The sequence below is a fragment of the Nesterenkonia maliinae genome, assembly GCF_051262655.1.
GTDB lineage: Bacteria > Actinomycetota > Actinomycetes > Actinomycetales > Micrococcaceae > Nesterenkonia.
In genome coordinates this window covers 239,371-256,659 of sequence record NZ_JBIMEY010000002.1, presented here as the reverse complement: position 1 = coordinate 256,659, position 17,289 = coordinate 239,371, and the positions used below count along the sequence as shown (strand labels likewise).

The following is a 17,289-nucleotide window of genomic DNA, read 5'->3' as shown; positions in this document are numbered from 1 at the left end:
TAGCATCCGGTACAGAGAGTCAGCTTTCCCACGAAGCGGAGGATCCATGAACTTGTCCGTACTGATGCGCCCACAGGGGGCGAACCGCGCGCTGATAGAGGAGGGATCATCTTGCGGGCTTGGCTTCGATTTCGTCGATGAGCCCGTTTTGGTGAAGGGATTCCGGAAAATGGTCCGGGGCCTCGAGTTCGATGTCGCGGAGATGGCTCTGACCACCTATCTCACTGCCAAGGAACATGGTGTTGCGTTCACCGCGCTACCGGTATTTCTTGTCCGCGATTTCCATCACCGCGCCACCCAGGTGTTGCGAGAAAATCAGGGCCGGCCCGGTACAGATCTCGCCGGCAGTCGTATAGGCGTGAATCGCGGTTACACCGTCACCACGGGCGTTTGGGGTCGTGCGGCGTTAGCCGAGTCCGGTCTCGATCTCGACTCGGTCGCCTGGGTGTGCTCAGGCGACGAACACGTCGCCTCATATAAGCGTCCTAAGAACGTGTTCCACGCTCCCGAGGGCGTGACGTTGGAGGAGATGCTTCTGGCTGGTGAAATCGACGCCGTCGTCGGCGCGGGCATCGCACACCCCGAGGTAGTCCCGCAGATTGCGGACCCCGACGAAGTGGCTGCCGATGTGCTCCGAGAGCGCGGCGTATTTCCCATCAACCATCTTGTCGTTGTGCGTGACGAGTTGCTCGCACAGCACCCCGATCTCGCCGCTCAGTTGTTCACTGATTTCGCGGCGGCGAAGCGTCCCTACATCGAGCAACTCCGCCACAATCCCCGAGACAACCGCCAGGATCTGATTCTCGCTCAAGCTATGCAGATCACCGGTTCAGATCCCCTGCCCTACGGGATTGAGAAGAATCAGGCGACGCTCAATGAACTCATCGACCACGCCATGGCCCAACGCATCATCACCGCGCGTCCGACCATCGAAGACCTTTTCGCCGACGGCACACAGGAGCTTCAGGGATGACCTCTGACCACGCACGCATAGCCATCGCAGGTGACCACCACGGTGTGCGCCTTATCGACCGCATCGTGGAGATGTTGACTGCAAGAGGGCACGAAGTATCCGACCTAGCCCCGCGTGGCGCCACGACGGTGGACTATCCGCCGCTGTGCGCTGCGGTAGGCCGTATGGTCGCACTGGGGGAGGCTGATCTGGGCATCATCGTGGGCGGCAGCGGTCAGGGCGAGGTGATTGCTTGCAATAAGGTGCGAGGGGTCCGGGCAGGCCTCGCCTACTCAGAGTTCTCCGTCGACATCTCGCGCGGCAACAACAACGCCAACGTGATGGTGATCGGCACCAAGGTCATCGATGACGAGACAGCTCTCGCACTCCTCGATCGATGGTTCGCCACACCATTTAAAGGCGGTATCCACGCAGAACGGATCGCCCAGATTCAACGCATCGAGCTCGCTTACGACGAAGGGTGACCCTTGCTCAAGCCACCTGGGTTCAGTGCCGGGAGAGAAACTCACGCACACGAGCGGTGGACGCGTCGCGTGTCTGTTCGATGACCGGCACATCCCAGTAGTCAGTTTGCGGCAGACACTCTTCTAGGTAGCGCGCAGCCGAGCGGGTGTGCGAGAGATCTTCTCCGGGCACGATCAACGCAGGGACTTCTAACAGCTGAAGGTCCTCCGGCTCCGGTCCCGGAACGGTGTCGCGATCGAACAGAAGCCGCGCGGATCCCGCCACGATCGTCTGGTACCGCTCGAGAGTTGTTTCCGCATAGCGCCTAGCGAAGTCGTCGTCCGTGCGAAGTGCGGCAGCCCATGGGCCGACCCTGGGGTCCTTACTAAACCCCGAGGCGGTGGACTGAGCGTGCTCAACGACGGCTTTGACGCCATGCTCCAGCGCGAATCCAAGGTGTTGCGTGAAGCGCTTCTGCTGGGCCGCCCTATACGTCACCCCGCCGGCTGGCGAGAAGAGCACCATGCTGCGTACACGCCCCGGCTGCGCGATCGCCAGGAGGGCAGCCGATGAGCAGCCCACGCATCCACCCATCGTGTGCACCGCGTCGAGGCCGAGGTGGTCGAGCAGGCCGATCGCCTGGTCAACGTACTTCGGCCATGCCAGTCGCTCGAGGCGCCCGCCCGACTGCCCCGACTCGCGCCTGTCGAAGACAATGCAGGAGTATTCCTGCGACAGGGCATCGATGAATCCAAGTTCCTTGTATCGCCCGAAACTGGTCCAATTGTCCAGACTCGAGTCGAAGCCGCCTGGGCTAAACATCAGAATCGGAGGACCGTCACCGACAATCTCATAGCGGGTGCGGATTCCGTCCACATCAATAACGGGCATAACCGTCTCCTCTGTATCGTCAGCTCACGCCTGGGACATTGATGCCACCACGAATTTGACGTCCGGAGCGAATGTCCTCTGCACAGGCAGTGAGCCCCTCGTGTGCGATACGGGCGACGTTTGCGTACGTGTCGGGCTCCGCATCCAGCCATTTCTCGTTGTATCCGAGCGCCGCCGTGACCATTCGGATTCTGCCGTCCAGCCAAGGTCCCCCGCCGAAGCCCCCAAGTACGGGGATAGAGACCGCCTGCGCCACGGCTGACCCCACGACCGGTCCAGAGTTCGTGAAGTTGAGCAACACTGCGCCTGCAGCTTCCAATCGCTTGGCCTCGGTGACGAACTCCTCCGTCATTTCCTCCGGCACCTGCACCGTGTGAGCGGCGGAATAATCGAGTCCATATTTCAACGAAGTCTGCGGTGTGATCCCAAACTGGGCGAAGACCGGGATCCCCGCACGCGTGAGCTCCTCAACCCCCTCTGGAAAGTCGGCCGCCCCGTCGAGTTTGACGAGGTCGATTCCCACTTCCTTGACGAGACGGATCGCTGCAGGCAGAGCCTGACCGGATTGCAGTGGGCCGAAAGGGAAATCACAACTAAGGAGGGCGCTAGAAACCCCTCGACGCACTGCCTTGGCAACTATCAGTAGCTCATCGAAGGAAATCTCCAGCGGATTCTGCTGCCCCCACAAGTTGACCCCGACGGTGTCACCGATCGAGACGATATCGGCCCCGACCCGATCGGCGATGCGCGCCATGTGGTAGTCCCAGGCGACAAAGCAGACGGATTTCTCACCCGTCTGCTTCATCTCCTGGAGCTGAGGTATCGTCCTCACGCCCTGATCGCCTTCAACAGCTGGAAGAGGTCTTCCTCATCCGCAGGAACCAACAGGATGCGAGCATATGGGCGGAGCGCACTCAGCGCCTCGCCGCTGAGCGCCCCTGCGTCTAGCAGGAGTAGACCTGCCGTCATGATGGACCGCTCGCGGCAGGCGAGTCCCACCTCCGCGGCGGCGGCCGAGACGACCGAATTCGTGGCAACCATGATGACGGAGTCAGAGTGCTCTATTTCCTTGACCATCGGACGCCGCTCACCGCTCAGGGTAATGAGCTCCTCACCTGAATTCGACGTCGTATAGAACTGCGCTTGCCCCCAGGGGCTTTGAGAGATCGACAACACAGTCACTGCCGCCGTCTCATCGAATGCGATAACGCGGGTAGAACGGGCGTGTGCCAATGGATAATCGATGCGGTACGCGGCTTCTTCTGCCGTGGCAGCTCGAGCGCAGGCGCTGACTGATATAGGTGTAGTCATGTCTACACCGTGGTCTGCCGCACGCCTTCGCGTGCCTCGAAACCGTTTCCGATACCTTCGACGAACGGTTGGTCCGCCGGGAGAACGATCGCCACCGAGCGGATGTTCTGGTGCTCAGGGATGTTCCCCATCGGCTCCGTGCCGTGATCACGCAAGGCTTCGACGACGCGGCGTAGTTTCTGACGAGCCTTGATGATCCCGGCATCCGTCGCAACGAGCCGTTCCTTGGTGCGATCTACGATCGGCCCCATACTCTCCTGGAGAGAGGAATCTTGGATCGCGATGCCCTCGACGCCTGAGAAGAGTTCACCACTCTTCTGTTTTTCCCGATCGATCAGGTAGTCGTTCTCTTTGTTGGCTTCGGGGAGATACGTACCCGGAATGTTCTTGCTATGCACGCCTGCTCCGGCTTCCATCGCTGAGACCTCCGCCTCGGTGAGGTCGCGTGTGGGGTGGTAGTCAAAGCTCCAGGCCCAGCAATTCTCATCATCAATCGGGACCCAGAAATGACCATGCACGGGATGGTCACCGCGTGGAGGAACCAATGTGAAGTTGGGCAACACCCAGGGCGTGACGCGCCAGTAGTAGTGACCTTCTTCCGCGTTACGGCGAGCACCAATCAGGAGCCCACCCTCGTTCTCGACGACTTCGAAGGACGGCTTTACGTCGCCTTTGTTGTACTGGTTGCCCTTGGCCCCAGCGAACAACGGGTCGGCCTCAAGCCCACCGCCCGTGGGGCCACCACCGTGCAGCCACGTCACGTGACTTGAGTCGATTCCACCCTCAAGTGCCTGGAGCCAATTGCTCTCCTGGAAGCGTTTCGACGTGAAGGTCTGCCCTGAAGGAACTGTCGCGAATTCCCATGACGGAAGCGGCGGCTGCTTCTCGGGATCCCCCAGGTAGGCCCAGAGCAGGTCGCCTACCTTGACCAACGGATAAGAACGGAGTTTGACGTTCTTGCAGAATTCAGAGTTATTGAGCTCGCTGGGAACTTCAATCGCTTGTCCCCCGGCGTTGTACTTCCAGCCGTGGTAGGGACAGCGGATACCCCCGCTCTCGACCCGAGCGAAGAACATCGATACGCCACGATGCGCACAGAACTCATCCATGAGTCCGTATTCGCCCTCGGGTGTGCGAACTGCGATAAGCCGCTCTGAGAGGATCTTCACACGCACGGGTGGGCACCCGTCCTCGGGGAGCTCCTCCGTGTGCAGGACCGGCTGCCAATAGCGCCGGAACAAGTCGCCCATGGGAGTACCGGGGCCGGTCTGGGTCAGCATGTCATTGATATCTGGACGCAACATCGCTAGTTCTCTCCTGTCAGTGCCATGCTTCGGGGCGCGGCTCGACGACGAGTCCGTCGAGCTCGTCAGTCATGGGGATTTGGCAGCCGAGACGGCTGGCCTCTGTGTAGTCCGATACTCCGAGATCGAGCAGGTCAGCTTCCAACTCGCTAGGCCTCCCGACTCGCTCACGGAAGTCATCCTTGACCCACACATGGCACGTGGCGCAAGACATCTGACCGCCGCATTCACCCACGATCCCCGGGACGCCCGAGCGCACAGCCGCGCTCATCACGTTCTCGCCGACCGTCGCATCAACCGCGTGCTCGTCATCGCCGCTACCGACATAAACAACTTGTGGCATTGGAGGCTCCTCCCAAATAACTAATGGCCAGACCAATGTACCCTAAGCTCTGGATGTGTCAACAGACACACTTCGCAAACCCCTGGCCTCAACGACGGCACATGCCGAGGTCGACACCCACCGGTGAGCTAATGCGACCACCATCCAGGGGCACGATTCTGCAGAGCTTGAGAGTAAGTCGGACATTTCAACAGACAAGAAGGAAGATCATGCTGAATGGCTTCAGAGAAGAACGCTCGCTAATCGCCGACGCCTGCCGCGTGCTTGCGGGCCGCGGCCTCGCCGATGGAATTCTCGGACACATCAGTTTGCGAGTTGATGAGGAAAGCCTCCTGGTGCGTTGCCGAGGACCGCGCGAACGTGGCCTCGGTCACACCGAGGTCGAGGACATTCGCCTCATAGGATTTGACGGCACCGAGGCTCTCCCAGGAGAGCTAGACGGGTGGTCCGTGCCAAACGAGCTGCCTCTACACACTGCAGTACTCCGGGCGCGTGACGACGTTGATGCGGTCGTACACGCCCATCCTCCACGCATCGTTGCAGCCGACCTAGCCGGCATCGCCATCCGCCCGATCATTGGCGCATTCGACATTCCCGGCACCCAACTCGCGGCAGGGGGCGTGCCCATATATCCAAGGGGCGTGCTCGTTCGAAATCAGTTGCTCGCATCAGAGATGGTCGCTGCGATGGAAAAATTCCCCGTCCTCGTGCTCCGGGCCCATGGCCTCACTAGCGCGGCCTCCACCGTGGAGCAGGCCGTCCTCCAGGCCATCAGCGTCGACACAATCGCTGGCCTCTCAATCGACATCCTTTCGGCTGGGGGAACGCTTCGCGACATCCCCGACGAGGACATGGCAGAGCTTCCCAACCTCGGAGCCGGATTCAACACGGAAACCGCGTGGCGGCACGAGATGGCGCGCATAAACGGGATCGTTGCCTCCCGCTCGTAATCGACTATGACCGCTGGTGGGTGTGCACGATATAAAGGTCGCAATTGGCTTCACTCGCAACAGTTCGCGCGATACTTCCCAATACCCTGCTGGGGCCTTGCACTCTTCGATTCCCCACCACGATCACCTCGACACCCAGCCTTTCACCTTCACTAATGAGCGCTGCCGCAGGGGTGCCTTCGATGGACTTCGCGACAACGGTCAAACCAGCAAAATCCTGACGCAGCCTGGACGCCGCTGCATTCGCCGTGCCTTCGGCTGTGGTGGAGGATCTGGCCACCAGCGTCTTGTACGCGTGGGTTCCGGTCGCCCGCTCGTTGTTGCGAAGCGATTGAACGGTCTCACCTGTTTTTACTGTGAATGCTGTAATCACGTGCAACTCGGCCCCGAGGGCAACGGCTAGTGACGCCGCCTTCACCGCCGCTCGGAGAGCGGTCTCGCTATCATCTACGCCCGTTAAAACAATATTCGACATCGATATTTCCTTCGCTGTATTTCGTTTCTAAAATTTAGATGCACCATTTTGCGCGTGCAGCGCCTTCCGCCATGTGACCATTCATATGGTTAGTCCAATCATAGGAGGTCTTCGGAGCGATCGTGGGCGCCGAGATCCGGGGCACGACGCAAGGGAAGGAATGCAAGTGCGGAGTGGCTGCCGGCTCATCATCTACGGATGCCCTTCCAGAGCTAGGAGCTGGGCATCCACACATGCACAGCCTCACCCATCGGTACGAGGTAGTGGCATTCTCGGTGAGCCACTCGAAGGCGAACACGGAGGCCGCATTTGTTCGACCAAATCCAGCATGGTGCGCGTGTTACGACTGAGGGGATTCATCTTCCGGACCCTGACGGTGTCACGTGTGCGCAGGTGATCGAGTATGGCCCGGAGGACGAGCAACATGCGCTCCGCGAGTATCATGATTCTATTTGCTCCACTGTCGCCATGATCGGTGAGGCCACGTCCCACCGAGCTTCCTCCGACGTATCGATCTGAAGGTCTGCATTCGAATGGGACGTGATAACTCTCGTACGCTACGCATGCCACCCAGATCACACGTCTCGTCAAGACGTCCCTAATTCAGTAATAAGACGATGGATTTTAAAAGGGATTCCGAGACATGTTGTGGACCTGGAATCCAAGAATTTCTTCAGCATCCGACATAGCTTGCTCGTATCACGAGACGAGCGTTTGCGAGACTCGATATACAGTCTTGACTTTCTTCGTTTGCTGTCCACACCGGACCAACTTCTACGACCAAGGCCTCCCCTCCGGCGTCGCACCGCACCACGCATACTGTCGTCACCGCTCCTGCTTCTCACCCAATTCTCAGTATCGAACCACCGCAGGTGATGACTGGGGATCACGGGCCCAGTCCATGGACCACATACTCCACCCGACGAATCCACACCTGTACGACGAACCATTGCTTGGTCGATACTGCCCATACGGGCTTCACGACGCCGCGCCTATCCGTCCCCATGGGAACTATCTCGTTATCCTGGATGAGACGGCATGGAGACTAGGAAAATCATTCCTGAAGTCCCCTCTCCGAACCCGCAACAGCACCAAGCGAAGGACAGCACTAGTGCCCCCGAGAGTGAAAATGGATACCGCACCGTCCACCATGAAGGAACTCAAGGACACTCTGTGGAAGGCAGCGGACAAGTTGCGCGGCTCGATGGATGCCTCTCAGTACAAGGACGTGATCCTTGGCCTGGTGTTCCTGAAATATGTCTCGGACGCGTTCGAGGAACGCCGCGCGCAGATCCAGACCGAATTAGAAGCCGACGGACTCAACTCTGAGCAGATCGCCCAGCTTATCGACGACGTCGACGAGTACACCGGGCGCGGCGTGTTTTGGGTGTCTGAGAAGGCCCGGTGGACCTATCTTGCTGAAAACGGCAAGGGCCTCCCCGCGTTGGACGGAAGCGAGCCCAAATTGGTTGGCCAGCTCATAGATGAAGCCATGGAACTCGTCATGCGGGACAACAAGTCGCTGGCCGCCACACTCCCACGGATCTACAACCGGGATAACGTAGACCAACGCCGACTCGGCGAGCTGCTGGACCTGTTTAACTCAGCCCGCTTCACGGGCCAAGGCGTCAGCAAAGCGCGGGACCTCCTCGGCGAGGTATATGAGTACTTCCTCGAGAAGTTTGCCAAAGCCGAGGGCAAGCGCGGCGGCGAGTTCTACACCCCTGCCGGCGTCGTCCGAGTTCTAGTAGAAGTCCTGGAACCACACCGTGGCCGCGTCTACGACCCGTGCTGCGGCTCCGGAGGCATGTTCGTCCAAGCCGAGAAGTTCCTCGCCGCACACAACATGGAAGGCTCGGACATCTCCGTCTATGGCCAGGAGCTCAATGAGCGCACCTGGCGGATGGCCAAGATGAACCTCGCCATCCACGGTCTCAACGCCAACCTTGCGTCCCGGTGGGGAGACACTTTCGCCCGGGACCAGCACCCCGAGCTATCCGGGACCAACGGCGCGGATTTCATCATGGCGAACCCTCCTTTCAACATCAAAGACTGGGCCCGTTCCGAATCCGATCCCCGCTGGAAGTACGGTGTACCCCCGGCTGGAAACGCCAACTACGCTTGGATTCAGCACATCATCTCCAAGCTTGCACCAGGCGGGAGCGCCGGCGTCGTCATGGCCAACGGCTCCATGTCTTCCAACTCCGGTGGTGAAGGCGAGATCCGCGCTCAGCTCGTCGAAGCAGATCTGATCTCCTGCATGGTGGCCCTGCCCACCCAACTCTTCCGCAGCACCGGTATCCCCGTGTGCACGTGGTTCCTCGCGAAGGACAAAACCGCAGGTTCTCGGGGCTCAGTGGATCGGACCGGGCAAGTACTCTTCATCGACGCCCGGAACCTCGGCTACATGGTGGACCGCGCGGAGCGCGCACTGTCCGACCAAGACATTGCAAAGATCGCCGATACATACCATGCTTGGCGCGGCACGGCCTCAGCCATTGAGGCTGGGCTGACGTACGACGACGAAGCCGGCTTTTGCTACTCAGCCTCGCTTGCAGAGGTTAAAGGTGCGGAGTATGCGCTGACACCCGGTCGGTATGTCGGAGCGGCGAACGTCGAAGATGACGGCGAGCCTATCGAGGATAAGGTCGCAAGACTGTCTTCGGAGCTAGCTCAACAATTCGATGAATCGGCGCGGCTCACTCAGGTTGTACTCGAGCAAATGAAAAGAATCAATGCTTGAGCTAACTGTTGATGACCTTGGGACCATATTCGATGGGCCGCACGCCACTCCCACGCGGATAGACCAGGGGCCGTATTTCCTCAACATTTCGAGCCTCAACGAAGGTCGCCTCGACTTGGCGGCGTCAGATCATGTTTCCGAGACCGATTTCGCGAAATGGACTAGACGGGTCGAACCAATGGAAGGCGACCTCCTGTTTTCGTACGAGACACGTCTAGGCGAAGCAGCACTCATGCCAGCCGGTGTTCGAGCCTGCTTGGGGAGGCGAATGGCCTTGATTCGACCTAATCGTGCCGTGGTCGACCCAAGATTCTTGCTCTACCTCTACCTCAGCCCCGATTTCCAACGGACAATAGAACGACAAACCATTCAAGGGGCAACGGTAAACCGAATAAGCCTCTCCACCATGGGAGCCTGGCCGGTGCGGATCCCGGAGCCGTCAGAGCAGAAAGCCATAGCGGACGTACTGGCCGCACTTGACGACAAGATCGCCACAAACACAAAACTCGTGGAAGTGGCGGTCGCACTCCTGGAGGCGCAGTTCTCATCTATGGGCATGAATCAACCTCCAAATGAAGATGACGTGGTGGTGGGCCTACACGACCTGGTCGAGCTCAATCCCAAGCTGCCAGCGCCATCCGACCCCCAGCCTGTCTATGTCGACATGCAGAAACTCCCCACCTCGACTATGAGCATCAGCGCCTGGGGCCACCGCCCGGCTAAAAGTGGCGCTCGCTTCATGAATGGAGACACACTGCTCGCGAGGATCACGCCGTGCCTGGAGAACCGCAAGACTGGGTTCGTGGATTTTCTTGAGGAAGATCAAATCGGAATCGGCTCGACGGAATTTATCGTCTTGCGGTCTCGCCCGGGCGTCTCCGTGGCATTCCCGTACTTCCTTGCTACCAGTGAACGCTTTCGAAATTTCGCAATTCGGCACATGGTGGGCACATCAGGTAGACAGAGAGTGAGCGCACTCGATCTAAACGGGTACACCATGGTTTACCCGACCCAAAGCGCCCTGACACAGTTCAATCGCTCCGCAGAGTCCACGCTCCCGCTAGTGAAGTCACTCACGGACGAGAATAAAATTCTAGCCACCACCCGAGACGCCCTTCTACCTCAGCTTATCTCTGGGAAACTCAAGATAAAGGACGCGGAGACCTTCGCAAGGTAAAGGACTGATCTCTCTCACCAAGATCGCTCATTCATATTGCAACACATTGCGGCAGAGCCCAAACGACATCGAACGATCCAGATCTGGTCAACCAGGGGGAACACTGTGACAGCCTCACACGTTGCTGCTTTTTCTGAATCCGACTGGGAGGCTATGGCTCTCGAAATGCTCGGAGAACCGCTCGGTTGGCGGAGCATGCCAGGGCAGGACATTGCGCCGGGTAGCGGTGAGCGGGATTCTTGGGCCGAGCTGCTGATCCGCCCGCGACTCTTCGCTGCTCTGCAGCGGTGCAATCCGGCGGTTCCGGTGCAGTATCTGCAGCAGACTGTAGCGGAGATTTCCTCGCCCGCATCGAACGATGCCATCTCCGAAAATCACCGCATCCATGACTATCTCGTGGGTGGGTACCGGCTGACGTATATCGACTCGGATGGCAGTGAAGCCAACCCGACCATTCACCTGCTGAGTTCTGACCCGGACGAGAATGACTGGCTTGCGGTCAACCAGGTCACCCTGGCGCAGGGCGATCACAAGCGCCGCTTCGATCTCGTGCTCTACTGCAACGGCATGCCGGTCAGCGTTATCGAGTTGAAGAAGGCAGGCAGCACGTCTGCGGACGTCACCGCTGCGCACGCCCAGTTGCAGACGTACTTGCGCGAGTTTCCCATGGCCTTCCGCTTTTGTGTGTTCACGCTTGCCTCCGATGGGATCCAGGCTAAGTACGGGACTCCTTTCACCCCCCTAAACCACTTCTCGCCGTGGAAAGTAGACGACGACGGGGTGCCTGTTGCTCCGGGTCACATGGAGGACGGCGAAGTCGTGACGGCACTGGAGACTTCACTGCTGGGCCTCTACAACCAGGAACGCTTCCTGCAGCTGATCCGCAACTTCACCGCGTTTGACGAGGGATCGGACGGCCTGTCCAAGCGCATCGCGAAACCGCACCAGTACTTTGCCGTGACGAAGGCGGTAGGCGGCACCGTGCAGGCCGTCGAAAGCAACGGCAAGGCCGGCGTCGTCTGGCATACCCAAGGGTCAGGCAAGTCCATGGAGATGGAGCTCTACGCCAACCTAGTGGCACGGCACCCCAAACTTAAGAACCCCACCGTCGTCGTCATCACGGACCGGAACGAGCTCGACGGTCAACTGTTCGAGAGCTTCGATCGCAGCCTACTACTCGCCGAGGCCCCCAAACAGATCAAGAAGCGCTCCGAGCTTCGCGAAGAACTGACCAATCGCACCACCGGTGGCATTTACTTCACGACGCTCCAGAAATTTGGGCGAAACAAGGCCGAGAAGGACGCCGGGTCTGACCATCCGCTGCTCTCGGACCGACGGAACATTATCGTCGTTGTAGATGAAGCGCACCGTTCCCACTACGACGACCTCGACGGCTACGCCCGACACCTCCGGGACGCACTCCCCCACGCAACTCTGATTGCGTTCACCGGCACGCCCATTTCCTTCGATGATCGGAACACTCAGGACGTGTTCGGTGAGTACATTGATATCTATGACCTCTCCCGTGCAGTCGAGGACGGTGCAACAGTGCCGGTGTACTTCGAGCCACGCCTCATCAGGGTGAGTCTCGCCTCGACGGTGACCGAGGAGCTCCTAGATCAGGCAGCCGACGAGGCCACCGAAGGACTTGAAGAAAACGACCGGGCACGGATCGAAGCGAGTGTCGCTGTCGTCAACGCCGTCTACGGCGCACCGGAACGCATCGCTGCATTGGCCGCAGACCTGGTAGCGCATTGGGAGAATCGCAGCGCCCGGATGGGCGAGTTCATCGAAGCCCCCGGAAAGGCGATGATCGTCGGCGGTACGCGAGAGATTTGCGCGAATCTGTACACCGCGATAACGAAACTGCGGCCGACTTGGCACTCCAATGACCTCGGCAAGGGCAAGATTAAGGTCGTTTACTCCGGGGATGCGACAGACCAGCCTCCCGTCTCAGACCACGTGCGCCGCAATTCAGAGAACGCGGTGATCAAGGAACGACTCAAGAACGTCGACGACGAACTGGAACTGGTGATCGTCAAAGACATGATGCTCACAGGCTACGACTCCCCTCCTCTCCACACCCTCTACCTCGACAGGCCGCTCAAGGGCGCATTGCTGATGCAGACCCTCGCCAGGGTCAACCGAACGTTTAGAGGCAAGCAGGACGGGCTGCTGGTGGCCTACGCGCCCTTGGCAGACAACCTTGCTAGGGCGCTCGGCGAGTATACGAACGACGACCAGGTGAATAAGCCCGTGGGCAAGAATGTCGACGAGGCCGTCGGAGTCACGATGTCGCTCGTAGCTTCACTACGCGAGGTCCTGGGCGGCTATGACTGGAAGTCTGTACTCGCCAAGGGCGGTCCTAAGGCCTTCATCAGCGCGGCTACGGGGGCAGCCAATTATCTGCGAAGTCCAGAGACGCCGGGCAACCAGCCAGGGGCGGACGAAGAAAGCCTCTCCTCCAAATACCGTCGGTACTCCACCCAGCTCTCCCGGGCGTGGGCGCTGAGTTCAGGGGCAGAGAACCTTGCCGAGCTCAGGCCGGAGATCCAGATGTACGAGGAAACTCGTGTCTACATGGCAAAGTTCGACGCCGAGGCCAGACAGGCCAGCGGGGAACCTGTGCCGGAGGACATTCAGAGGCTACTTGGGAACCTCATCGCCACAGCCACATCCTCGGAAGACGTTCTGGACATCTACGAGGCTGCGGGCATGCCTAAGCCTTCACTTGGCGATCTAACCCCTGAGTTCATCACCAGGACGCAACAAGCCCGGAACCCCCAACTGGCCATCGAGGCACTCCGAAAACTTATCGCCGATGAATCCGCGAAGACAACGCGCAACAACACTATCCGACAGCGGGCTTTCTCCGAGCGAATCACCGAGCTCATGAACAAGTACACCAACCAGCAGCTGACCTCCGCACAGGTGATCGCCGAGCTGGTCGCCCTGGCACGGGAGGTCGCCGCCGAGAGCAACCGGGGAGCACAGTTCACACCCCCGCTGGACACTGACGAACTCGCGTTCTACGACGCGGTATCCCAGAACGAGGCAGCCATAGAGGTTCAGGGTGAAGGAATGCTCGCCGAGATAGCACGTCAGTTGGTCAACGTCTTACGGCGGGACGTGCGCACAGATTGGACTGTGCGTGACGATGTCCGCGCCAAGCTCCGCTCATCCATCAAACGTCTTCTCGTGACCAACGGATATCCTCCGGACAAGCAACCGGAGGCGATCAAGCTCGTCATGGAGCAGATGGAGACCATGGCACCTCGGTTCGCCGAGGCTCGGGGCTAGCGGACTCCCTGACGGCCAGGACGTCTCAAGCTGACGAGCGTTTGCCGGCCCGCTCCGCAAACGCATCGATCGCAGCGAGCACCTCGTCACTGCGCCAGAAGGGTCCGAGTTTATGCTCAGACTTAGACTTCGCGATACCAGCTTCGACCAAAGCCTTCAAAGGCGGGTACACGTTCGGTTGCTGCACGCCGAGCTCTGAGGCCGCGGTCGCGCTATTGAGGACCGGGCGGCGGGCGAGGATGTCGAGGAGTCTCCATGCGTTGGAATGGCGCCGAGCTTTGAGTCGCTGATTCCAGCTCTCCCTGATCCCGTCGATCTCAGCGACCAGTTGCCTCGCATTGTGCACAGCGCGCATGGACGCTGTAGCAAAGGACTCGATGATGGGGTCGACATCGCCGGCCCGATAGGCCGTCAGAGCATCGTGATAACCCTCCACGTTGGCCAATAACCCTGCCGAGACCGGCACCGCCACGTTCCGAGTCACACCCTTGTGGCGCAGCATAGCCTGCGCCAGGGCGCGACCTGTGCGGCCATTGCCATCGCTAAAGGGGTGAATGGTTTCGAACTGAGCATGAGCTATCGCAACCGATACCAATGGCTGCAGCTGAGGAGCATTAGCGAAGTCGGCCAGATCACTCATGAGCTTCGGGACATGCTCATTGTGAGGTGCCACAAAGGACGCTCCGGCTGGACTGTCTGAGCGAGTGCCGATCCAGACTGGTTGGTCTCGCCACTGACCCGGCGTGTGCCGTGGTTGGTGCTCCATGAGCACTGAGTGCAGACTTTTGATGGACTCCACAGACAGATCTTGCGCCAGGTCCAGGGCAGCTCTCATGGCCTGGGTGTTCGCCGCGATATCCTCGGCATTCCTGCTTTTGCGCACACCCAGCTCAGCGCTGAAGATCGCACGAGCGGAAGCTGTCAGGTTCTCGATCTGAGACGAGGACGCCGCTTCAGATCGGAGAAGAACGGGAGCGAACGCTGCGACCCTGGGACCGAGCTCGGCGTCGAATCGTGTGAGCTCGCGCTGTGCCTCCTCAGCAGCATCACGAACATCCGAGCTGGGCACCGGAACGAGACCGGCGATGAACGAAACCACCGCTGATTGGTATCGCTCCCCCCTTGCATCCTTCTCGGCGCGCACACCCCAGGTGGCGAACCCCGAAGGAACCCAGCTGCGCTGCTCATACTGCAACGGAGGCCATTGCGCCTGCGAAGTCATAACTAATCTCCTGAGAATTATGAGTAAGTGGAGTATCTCATAATTTCAAAGTCGGACCTTATGACTTTCAATGCTGACCCCAGCTGTAGTGCCGGCCCGGACAGCTGCCCCCTGATGAAGATAGGACGCAGGCCCGGCGGGTAAGGAAACCGAGACCTGCTAGGAAGGTACCGCGCTAGGAGCGGAGCTCCAGCACAGATGGGTCCTCGCCGGACAACCATCCGCACGCAAAGAACCCAAGGGCAGTCAGTAGCGATCAGACGACGGACGACGGCCCAGGAGAAAACTAAGAAGCGCGGCTGCGGCTGAGGGATTGACTCCTCGGACGGGGTGGTCAGGGAACCCTGCAGCATCCATCATCTCGGCATGGGTAGGGATCTTCATCTCAGCGGTCTGGCGTACCCGCTCTGTCGTGGGCAAGCCCAGAATCAGGTTCCGCTCAAAAGTGGAGCGGCACTCGACGATGTCACGTCGCATCGCGTCGAAACCCTGCCAGGCAAGACTCGGTTCACGGTCATCTTCCATGTGCCAAGTATCCCGCAGAAGGAGGTCCTGTGGAATAGACCTCCAGCGGAAGTAGAGGCTGAGCGCCATGTCAACGCTGCCGCTCATGAAGCGACGCCTCCCCCCTCCTCGCGCGAATTGCCGACCGATGAAACGGCAGCATCAGAAGGCGTCAGTGTTACGGTGCTTGTAATTCTCGGTGTCGGTACCTCTGCCGGGGTGTCTCCATGGTCTGGTTGGAGCGCGAGTGAGTGCTGATCTGCGATTGAGCCGCAGTTGTCTAGCGAGAGTCACATTGCGCCGCCTCACGGAGGGGACGGTCTACGCCACACGTATTGCTGGAGAAGAATGGTGCATTTCGCGACCAACGAGGTCTATCCCGATTGCCACGGAACTAAGCCGGCAGGTAGGCGGAGTGGATGTACGTAGCCCCCAATGACGCCTGAATGGCGGTAGCAGCCGGTGGCTTCTTTAGCCCTTCGCAATTACCTCAGATGTGAGTTGCTGCATCGCGGTTCCCGCCTCGCTTTCAGTCTCAACCACTCCTTTCCCTGCGGTCCTCGCTTCGGTCCACACCGAGGAGTCGGGCAAAACGGTTTCTGCGAGCCGAAAGTTGGGGAAGTCGCGGAGATAGGTCTTGAAATCCTGGACATGGGAGTGGACACAGTCCGTTGCCACACGATTGAGGACGACGATCACAGACAGCTTCGGGTTGAAGCGCCAAGCTCTCTCCACCTGGCGTTGCAGTGGCTCGAGAGCATCCAAATCGTTCTGGTGTGCGGCAGTAGGAACTAATAGCAAGTTCGACGCCAGGAACCCTTCTCGGATCTCCGCGGGATCCCCTACCGAAACATCGAGAAGCACGTAATCGTTGCTCGTTCTGAGGTGCTTAAGTGTGCGTGACAGGAAGCCGTCACCTGTGTACGTTGGAATCGGCGGGAGCCCTGCAATGACTCGGTCTTCGCCCCAGCGTCGAGCGGTCCCCAACGTTATATCTGCGTCCACAACCGCAGGTTTGTAACCGCGCTTCTGCAAGTCGATGGCTAGGTTCATTGTGATCATGGTTTTTCCCACGCCACCCTTGAGGTTTCCAACGGTAAGGATCATCCGCTCAAACTAGCGCAACGGCGCTCCCTCAGGATGCACCCAATTTGCACGCTCGATTCGAAACAAATTTGCCTTCTTTGGTCCTGCTGGTTTACCAGAACCTCTGATTCGCTGATGTAGCCGAGATCCACCCGGAAGTCCGGGCGTGTCGAACGAGTATCTAGGCAACGAGCGGCTATCGGTCAGATCCGCGATCAGTCGCAAGTCGTCCCTACAAGCGTCTGGACAGCAGAAATGCGGTCATGGGCGACGGGTCGGCCACGCGTGGGCACGTCCGCCACGTGGGACGCCCACTACGAATTGTTGCCTCACCTGAGCCGCAGGCCCGAGCGGTGCGCACCGCTGAGGCCGATGCCTCGGCGTCGACGAGCAGCTGACGCGCATCGAGGTTGCTGAGAGACCGCTGCTCACACGGAAGCTCGCGCTGAGCAGAGATCTCGTTCATCCGATTGCCGGAGGGATCGGTCACGGGGGCCAGAGAGATAGTGATCGTCGCGCGCCACACGGTGGTGACGCTCGAGACCCTCTTCGCCTGGAACCCATGG

15 protein-coding genes are annotated in these 17,289 nt (G+C 59.5%); 6 read left to right on the top strand and 9 right to left on the bottom strand.

The annotated features are described in order from the left end of the window. Positions 1 to 46 precede the first annotated feature (46 nt). Both ACHAA4_RS05660 and ACHAA4_RS05655 read left to right on the top strand, forming a co-directional pair. Positions 47 to 973 carry a substrate-binding domain-containing protein gene (locus tag ACHAA4_RS05660; protein ID WP_435773216.1) on the top strand — a complete coding sequence of 309 codons (927 nt, stop codon included), beginning with the start codon at positions 47 to 49 and terminating at the stop codon, positions 971 to 973. Continuing rightward, the gene (locus tag ACHAA4_RS05655; RefSeq protein ID WP_435773215.1) at positions 970 to 1,437 is read left to right on the top strand and encodes an RpiB/LacA/LacB family sugar-phosphate isomerase; all 468 of its coding nucleotides are present in this window, start codon (positions 970 to 972) and stop codon (positions 1,435 to 1,437) included. Before ACHAA4_RS05660 ends, ACHAA4_RS05655 begins: the two co-directional genes overlap by 4 nt. A 22-nt stretch (positions 1,438 to 1,459) precedes the next feature. On the opposite strand, the gene ACHAA4_RS05650 is transcribed toward ACHAA4_RS05655, so the two are convergent. Genes ACHAA4_RS05650 through ACHAA4_RS05630 form a run of 5 tightly spaced genes read right to left on the bottom strand, consistent with a single transcriptional unit; the run spans position 1,460 to position 5,266 of the window. Beyond that, the gene (locus ACHAA4_RS05650; protein WP_435773214.1) at positions 1,460 to 2,308 is read right to left on the bottom strand and encodes an alpha/beta fold hydrolase; all 849 of its coding nucleotides are present in this window, start codon (positions 2,306 to 2,308) and stop codon (positions 1,460 to 1,462) included. 19 nt (positions 2,309 to 2,327) lie between these two features. After that, positions 2,328 to 3,140 (bottom strand): 3-methyl-2-oxobutanoate hydroxymethyltransferase, encoded by an 813-nt coding sequence (locus ACHAA4_RS05645; protein WP_435773213.1) that lies wholly within the window; start codon positions 3,138 to 3,140, stop codon positions 2,328 to 2,330. Further along, entirely contained in the window at positions 3,137 to 3,619 is a 483-nt protein-coding gene (locus ACHAA4_RS05640) for a hypothetical protein (RefSeq protein ID WP_435773212.1), read from the bottom strand. Before ACHAA4_RS05640 ends, ACHAA4_RS05645 begins: the two co-directional genes overlap by 4 nt. Before the next feature lie 2 nt (positions 3,620 to 3,621). Then, positions 3,622 to 4,923, bottom strand: coding sequence for a Rieske 2Fe-2S domain-containing protein (locus ACHAA4_RS05635; protein WP_435773211.1), 1,302 nt, complete (start codon positions 4,921 to 4,923; stop codon positions 3,622 to 3,624). A gap of 16 nt (positions 4,924 to 4,939) precedes the next feature. Next, the gene (locus ACHAA4_RS05630; RefSeq protein ID WP_435773210.1) at positions 4,940 to 5,266 is read right to left on the bottom strand and encodes a 2Fe-2S iron-sulfur cluster-binding protein; all 327 of its coding nucleotides are present in this window, start codon (positions 5,264 to 5,266) and stop codon (positions 4,940 to 4,942) included. A gap of 209 nt (positions 5,267 to 5,475) precedes the next feature. Here ACHAA4_RS05630 and phtC point away from each other — a divergent pair, with 209 nt between their 5' ends. Then, entirely contained in the window at positions 5,476 to 6,216 is a 741-nt protein-coding gene (gene phtC, locus ACHAA4_RS05625) for a 3,4-dihydroxyphthalate decarboxylase (RefSeq protein ID WP_435773209.1), read from the top strand. A gap of 4 nt (positions 6,217 to 6,220) precedes the next feature. Here the strand turns inward: phtC and ACHAA4_RS05620 are convergent, their stop codons facing one another. Then, positions 6,221 to 6,691, bottom strand: coding sequence for a universal stress protein (locus ACHAA4_RS05620; protein WP_435773208.1), 471 nt, complete (start codon positions 6,689 to 6,691; stop codon positions 6,221 to 6,223). Positions 6,692 to 7,820: 1,129 nt separating this feature from the next. Between ACHAA4_RS05620 and ACHAA4_RS05615 the strand changes: the two genes are divergently transcribed. From ACHAA4_RS05615 to ACHAA4_RS05605, 3 genes are all read left to right on the top strand, one after another. Then, positions 7,821 to 9,434, top strand: a complete 1,614-nt coding sequence (locus tag ACHAA4_RS05615) for a class I SAM-dependent DNA methyltransferase (protein WP_435773207.1) — start codon at positions 7,821 to 7,823, stop codon at positions 9,432 to 9,434. Then, complete coding sequence (locus ACHAA4_RS05610) at positions 9,427 to 10,611, top strand: restriction endonuclease subunit S (protein ID WP_435773206.1); 1,185 nt, start codon at positions 9,427 to 9,429, stop codon at positions 10,609 to 10,611. The genes ACHAA4_RS05615 and ACHAA4_RS05610 overlap by 8 nt, the downstream gene beginning before the upstream one ends. Positions 10,612 to 10,716: 105 nt before the next feature. Next, positions 10,717 to 13,911: a type I restriction endonuclease subunit R gene (locus ACHAA4_RS05605; RefSeq protein ID WP_435773205.1), complete on the top strand. Its 3,195-nt coding sequence runs from the start codon at positions 10,717 to 10,719 to the stop codon at positions 13,909 to 13,911. Positions 13,912 to 13,936: 25 nt separating this feature from the next. Here the strand turns inward: ACHAA4_RS05605 and ACHAA4_RS05600 are convergent, their stop codons facing one another. The 3 genes from ACHAA4_RS05600 to ACHAA4_RS05590 form a co-directional block, all read right to left on the bottom strand. Next, positions 13,937 to 15,133: a Fic family protein gene (locus ACHAA4_RS05600; protein ID WP_435773204.1), complete on the bottom strand. Its 1,197-nt coding sequence runs from the start codon at positions 15,131 to 15,133 to the stop codon at positions 13,937 to 13,939. A 246-nt stretch (positions 15,134 to 15,379) separates the two neighbouring features. Continuing rightward, positions 15,380 to 15,745 carry a hypothetical protein gene (locus tag ACHAA4_RS05595; protein ID WP_435773203.1) on the bottom strand — a complete coding sequence of 122 codons (366 nt, stop codon included), beginning with the start codon at positions 15,743 to 15,745 and terminating at the stop codon, positions 15,380 to 15,382. Between the two features lie 363 nt (positions 15,746 to 16,108). Beyond that, the gene (locus tag ACHAA4_RS05590) at positions 16,109 to 16,744 is read right to left on the bottom strand and encodes an AAA family ATPase (protein ID WP_435773202.1); all 636 of its coding nucleotides are present in this window, start codon (positions 16,742 to 16,744) and stop codon (positions 16,109 to 16,111) included. Positions 16,745 to 17,289 lie beyond the last annotated feature (545 nt).

What these genes read in the sequence shown, in the direction of transcription:
- ACHAA4_RS05660 (WP_435773216.1), top strand. Translation starts at nt 47, where the DNA reads ATGAACTTGTCCGTACTGATGCGCCCACAGGGGGCGAACCGCGCGCTG.
- ACHAA4_RS05655 (WP_435773215.1), top strand. Translation starts at nt 970, where the DNA reads ATGACCTCTGACCACGCACGCATAGCCATCGCAGGTGACCACCACGGT.
- ACHAA4_RS05650 (WP_435773214.1), bottom strand. Translation starts at nt 2,308, where the DNA reads ATGCCCGTTATTGATGTGGACGGAATCCGCACCCGCTATGAGATTGTC.
- ACHAA4_RS05640 (WP_435773212.1), bottom strand. Translation starts at nt 3,619, where the DNA reads ATGACTACACCTATATCAGTCAGCGCCTGCGCTCGAGCTGCCACGGCA.
- ACHAA4_RS05635 (WP_435773211.1), bottom strand. Translation starts at nt 4,923, where the DNA reads ATGTTGCGTCCAGATATCAATGACATGCTGACCCAGACCGGCCCCGGT.
- ACHAA4_RS05630 (WP_435773210.1), bottom strand. Translation starts at nt 5,266, where the DNA reads ATGCCACAAGTTGTTTATGTCGGTAGCGGCGATGACGAGCACGCGGTT.
- phtC (WP_435773209.1), top strand. Translation starts at nt 5,476, where the DNA reads ATGCTGAATGGCTTCAGAGAAGAACGCTCGCTAATCGCCGACGCCTGC.
- ACHAA4_RS05620 (WP_435773208.1), bottom strand. Translation starts at nt 6,691, where the DNA reads ATGTCGAATATTGTTTTAACGGGCGTAGATGATAGCGAGACCGCTCTC.
- ACHAA4_RS05615 (WP_435773207.1), top strand. Translation starts at nt 7,821, where the DNA reads ATGGATACCGCACCGTCCACCATGAAGGAACTCAAGGACACTCTGTGG.
- ACHAA4_RS05610 (WP_435773206.1), top strand. Translation starts at nt 9,427, where the DNA reads ATGCTTGAGCTAACTGTTGATGACCTTGGGACCATATTCGATGGGCCG.
- ACHAA4_RS05600 (WP_435773204.1), bottom strand. Translation starts at nt 15,133, where the DNA reads ATGACTTCGCAGGCGCAATGGCCTCCGTTGCAGTATGAGCAGCGCAGC.
- ACHAA4_RS05595 (WP_435773203.1), bottom strand. Translation starts at nt 15,745, where the DNA reads ATGAGCGGCAGCGTTGACATGGCGCTCAGCCTCTACTTCCGCTGGAGG.
- ACHAA4_RS05590 (WP_435773202.1), bottom strand. Translation starts at nt 16,744, where the DNA reads ATGATCCTTACCGTTGGAAACCTCAAGGGTGGCGTGGGAAAAACCATG.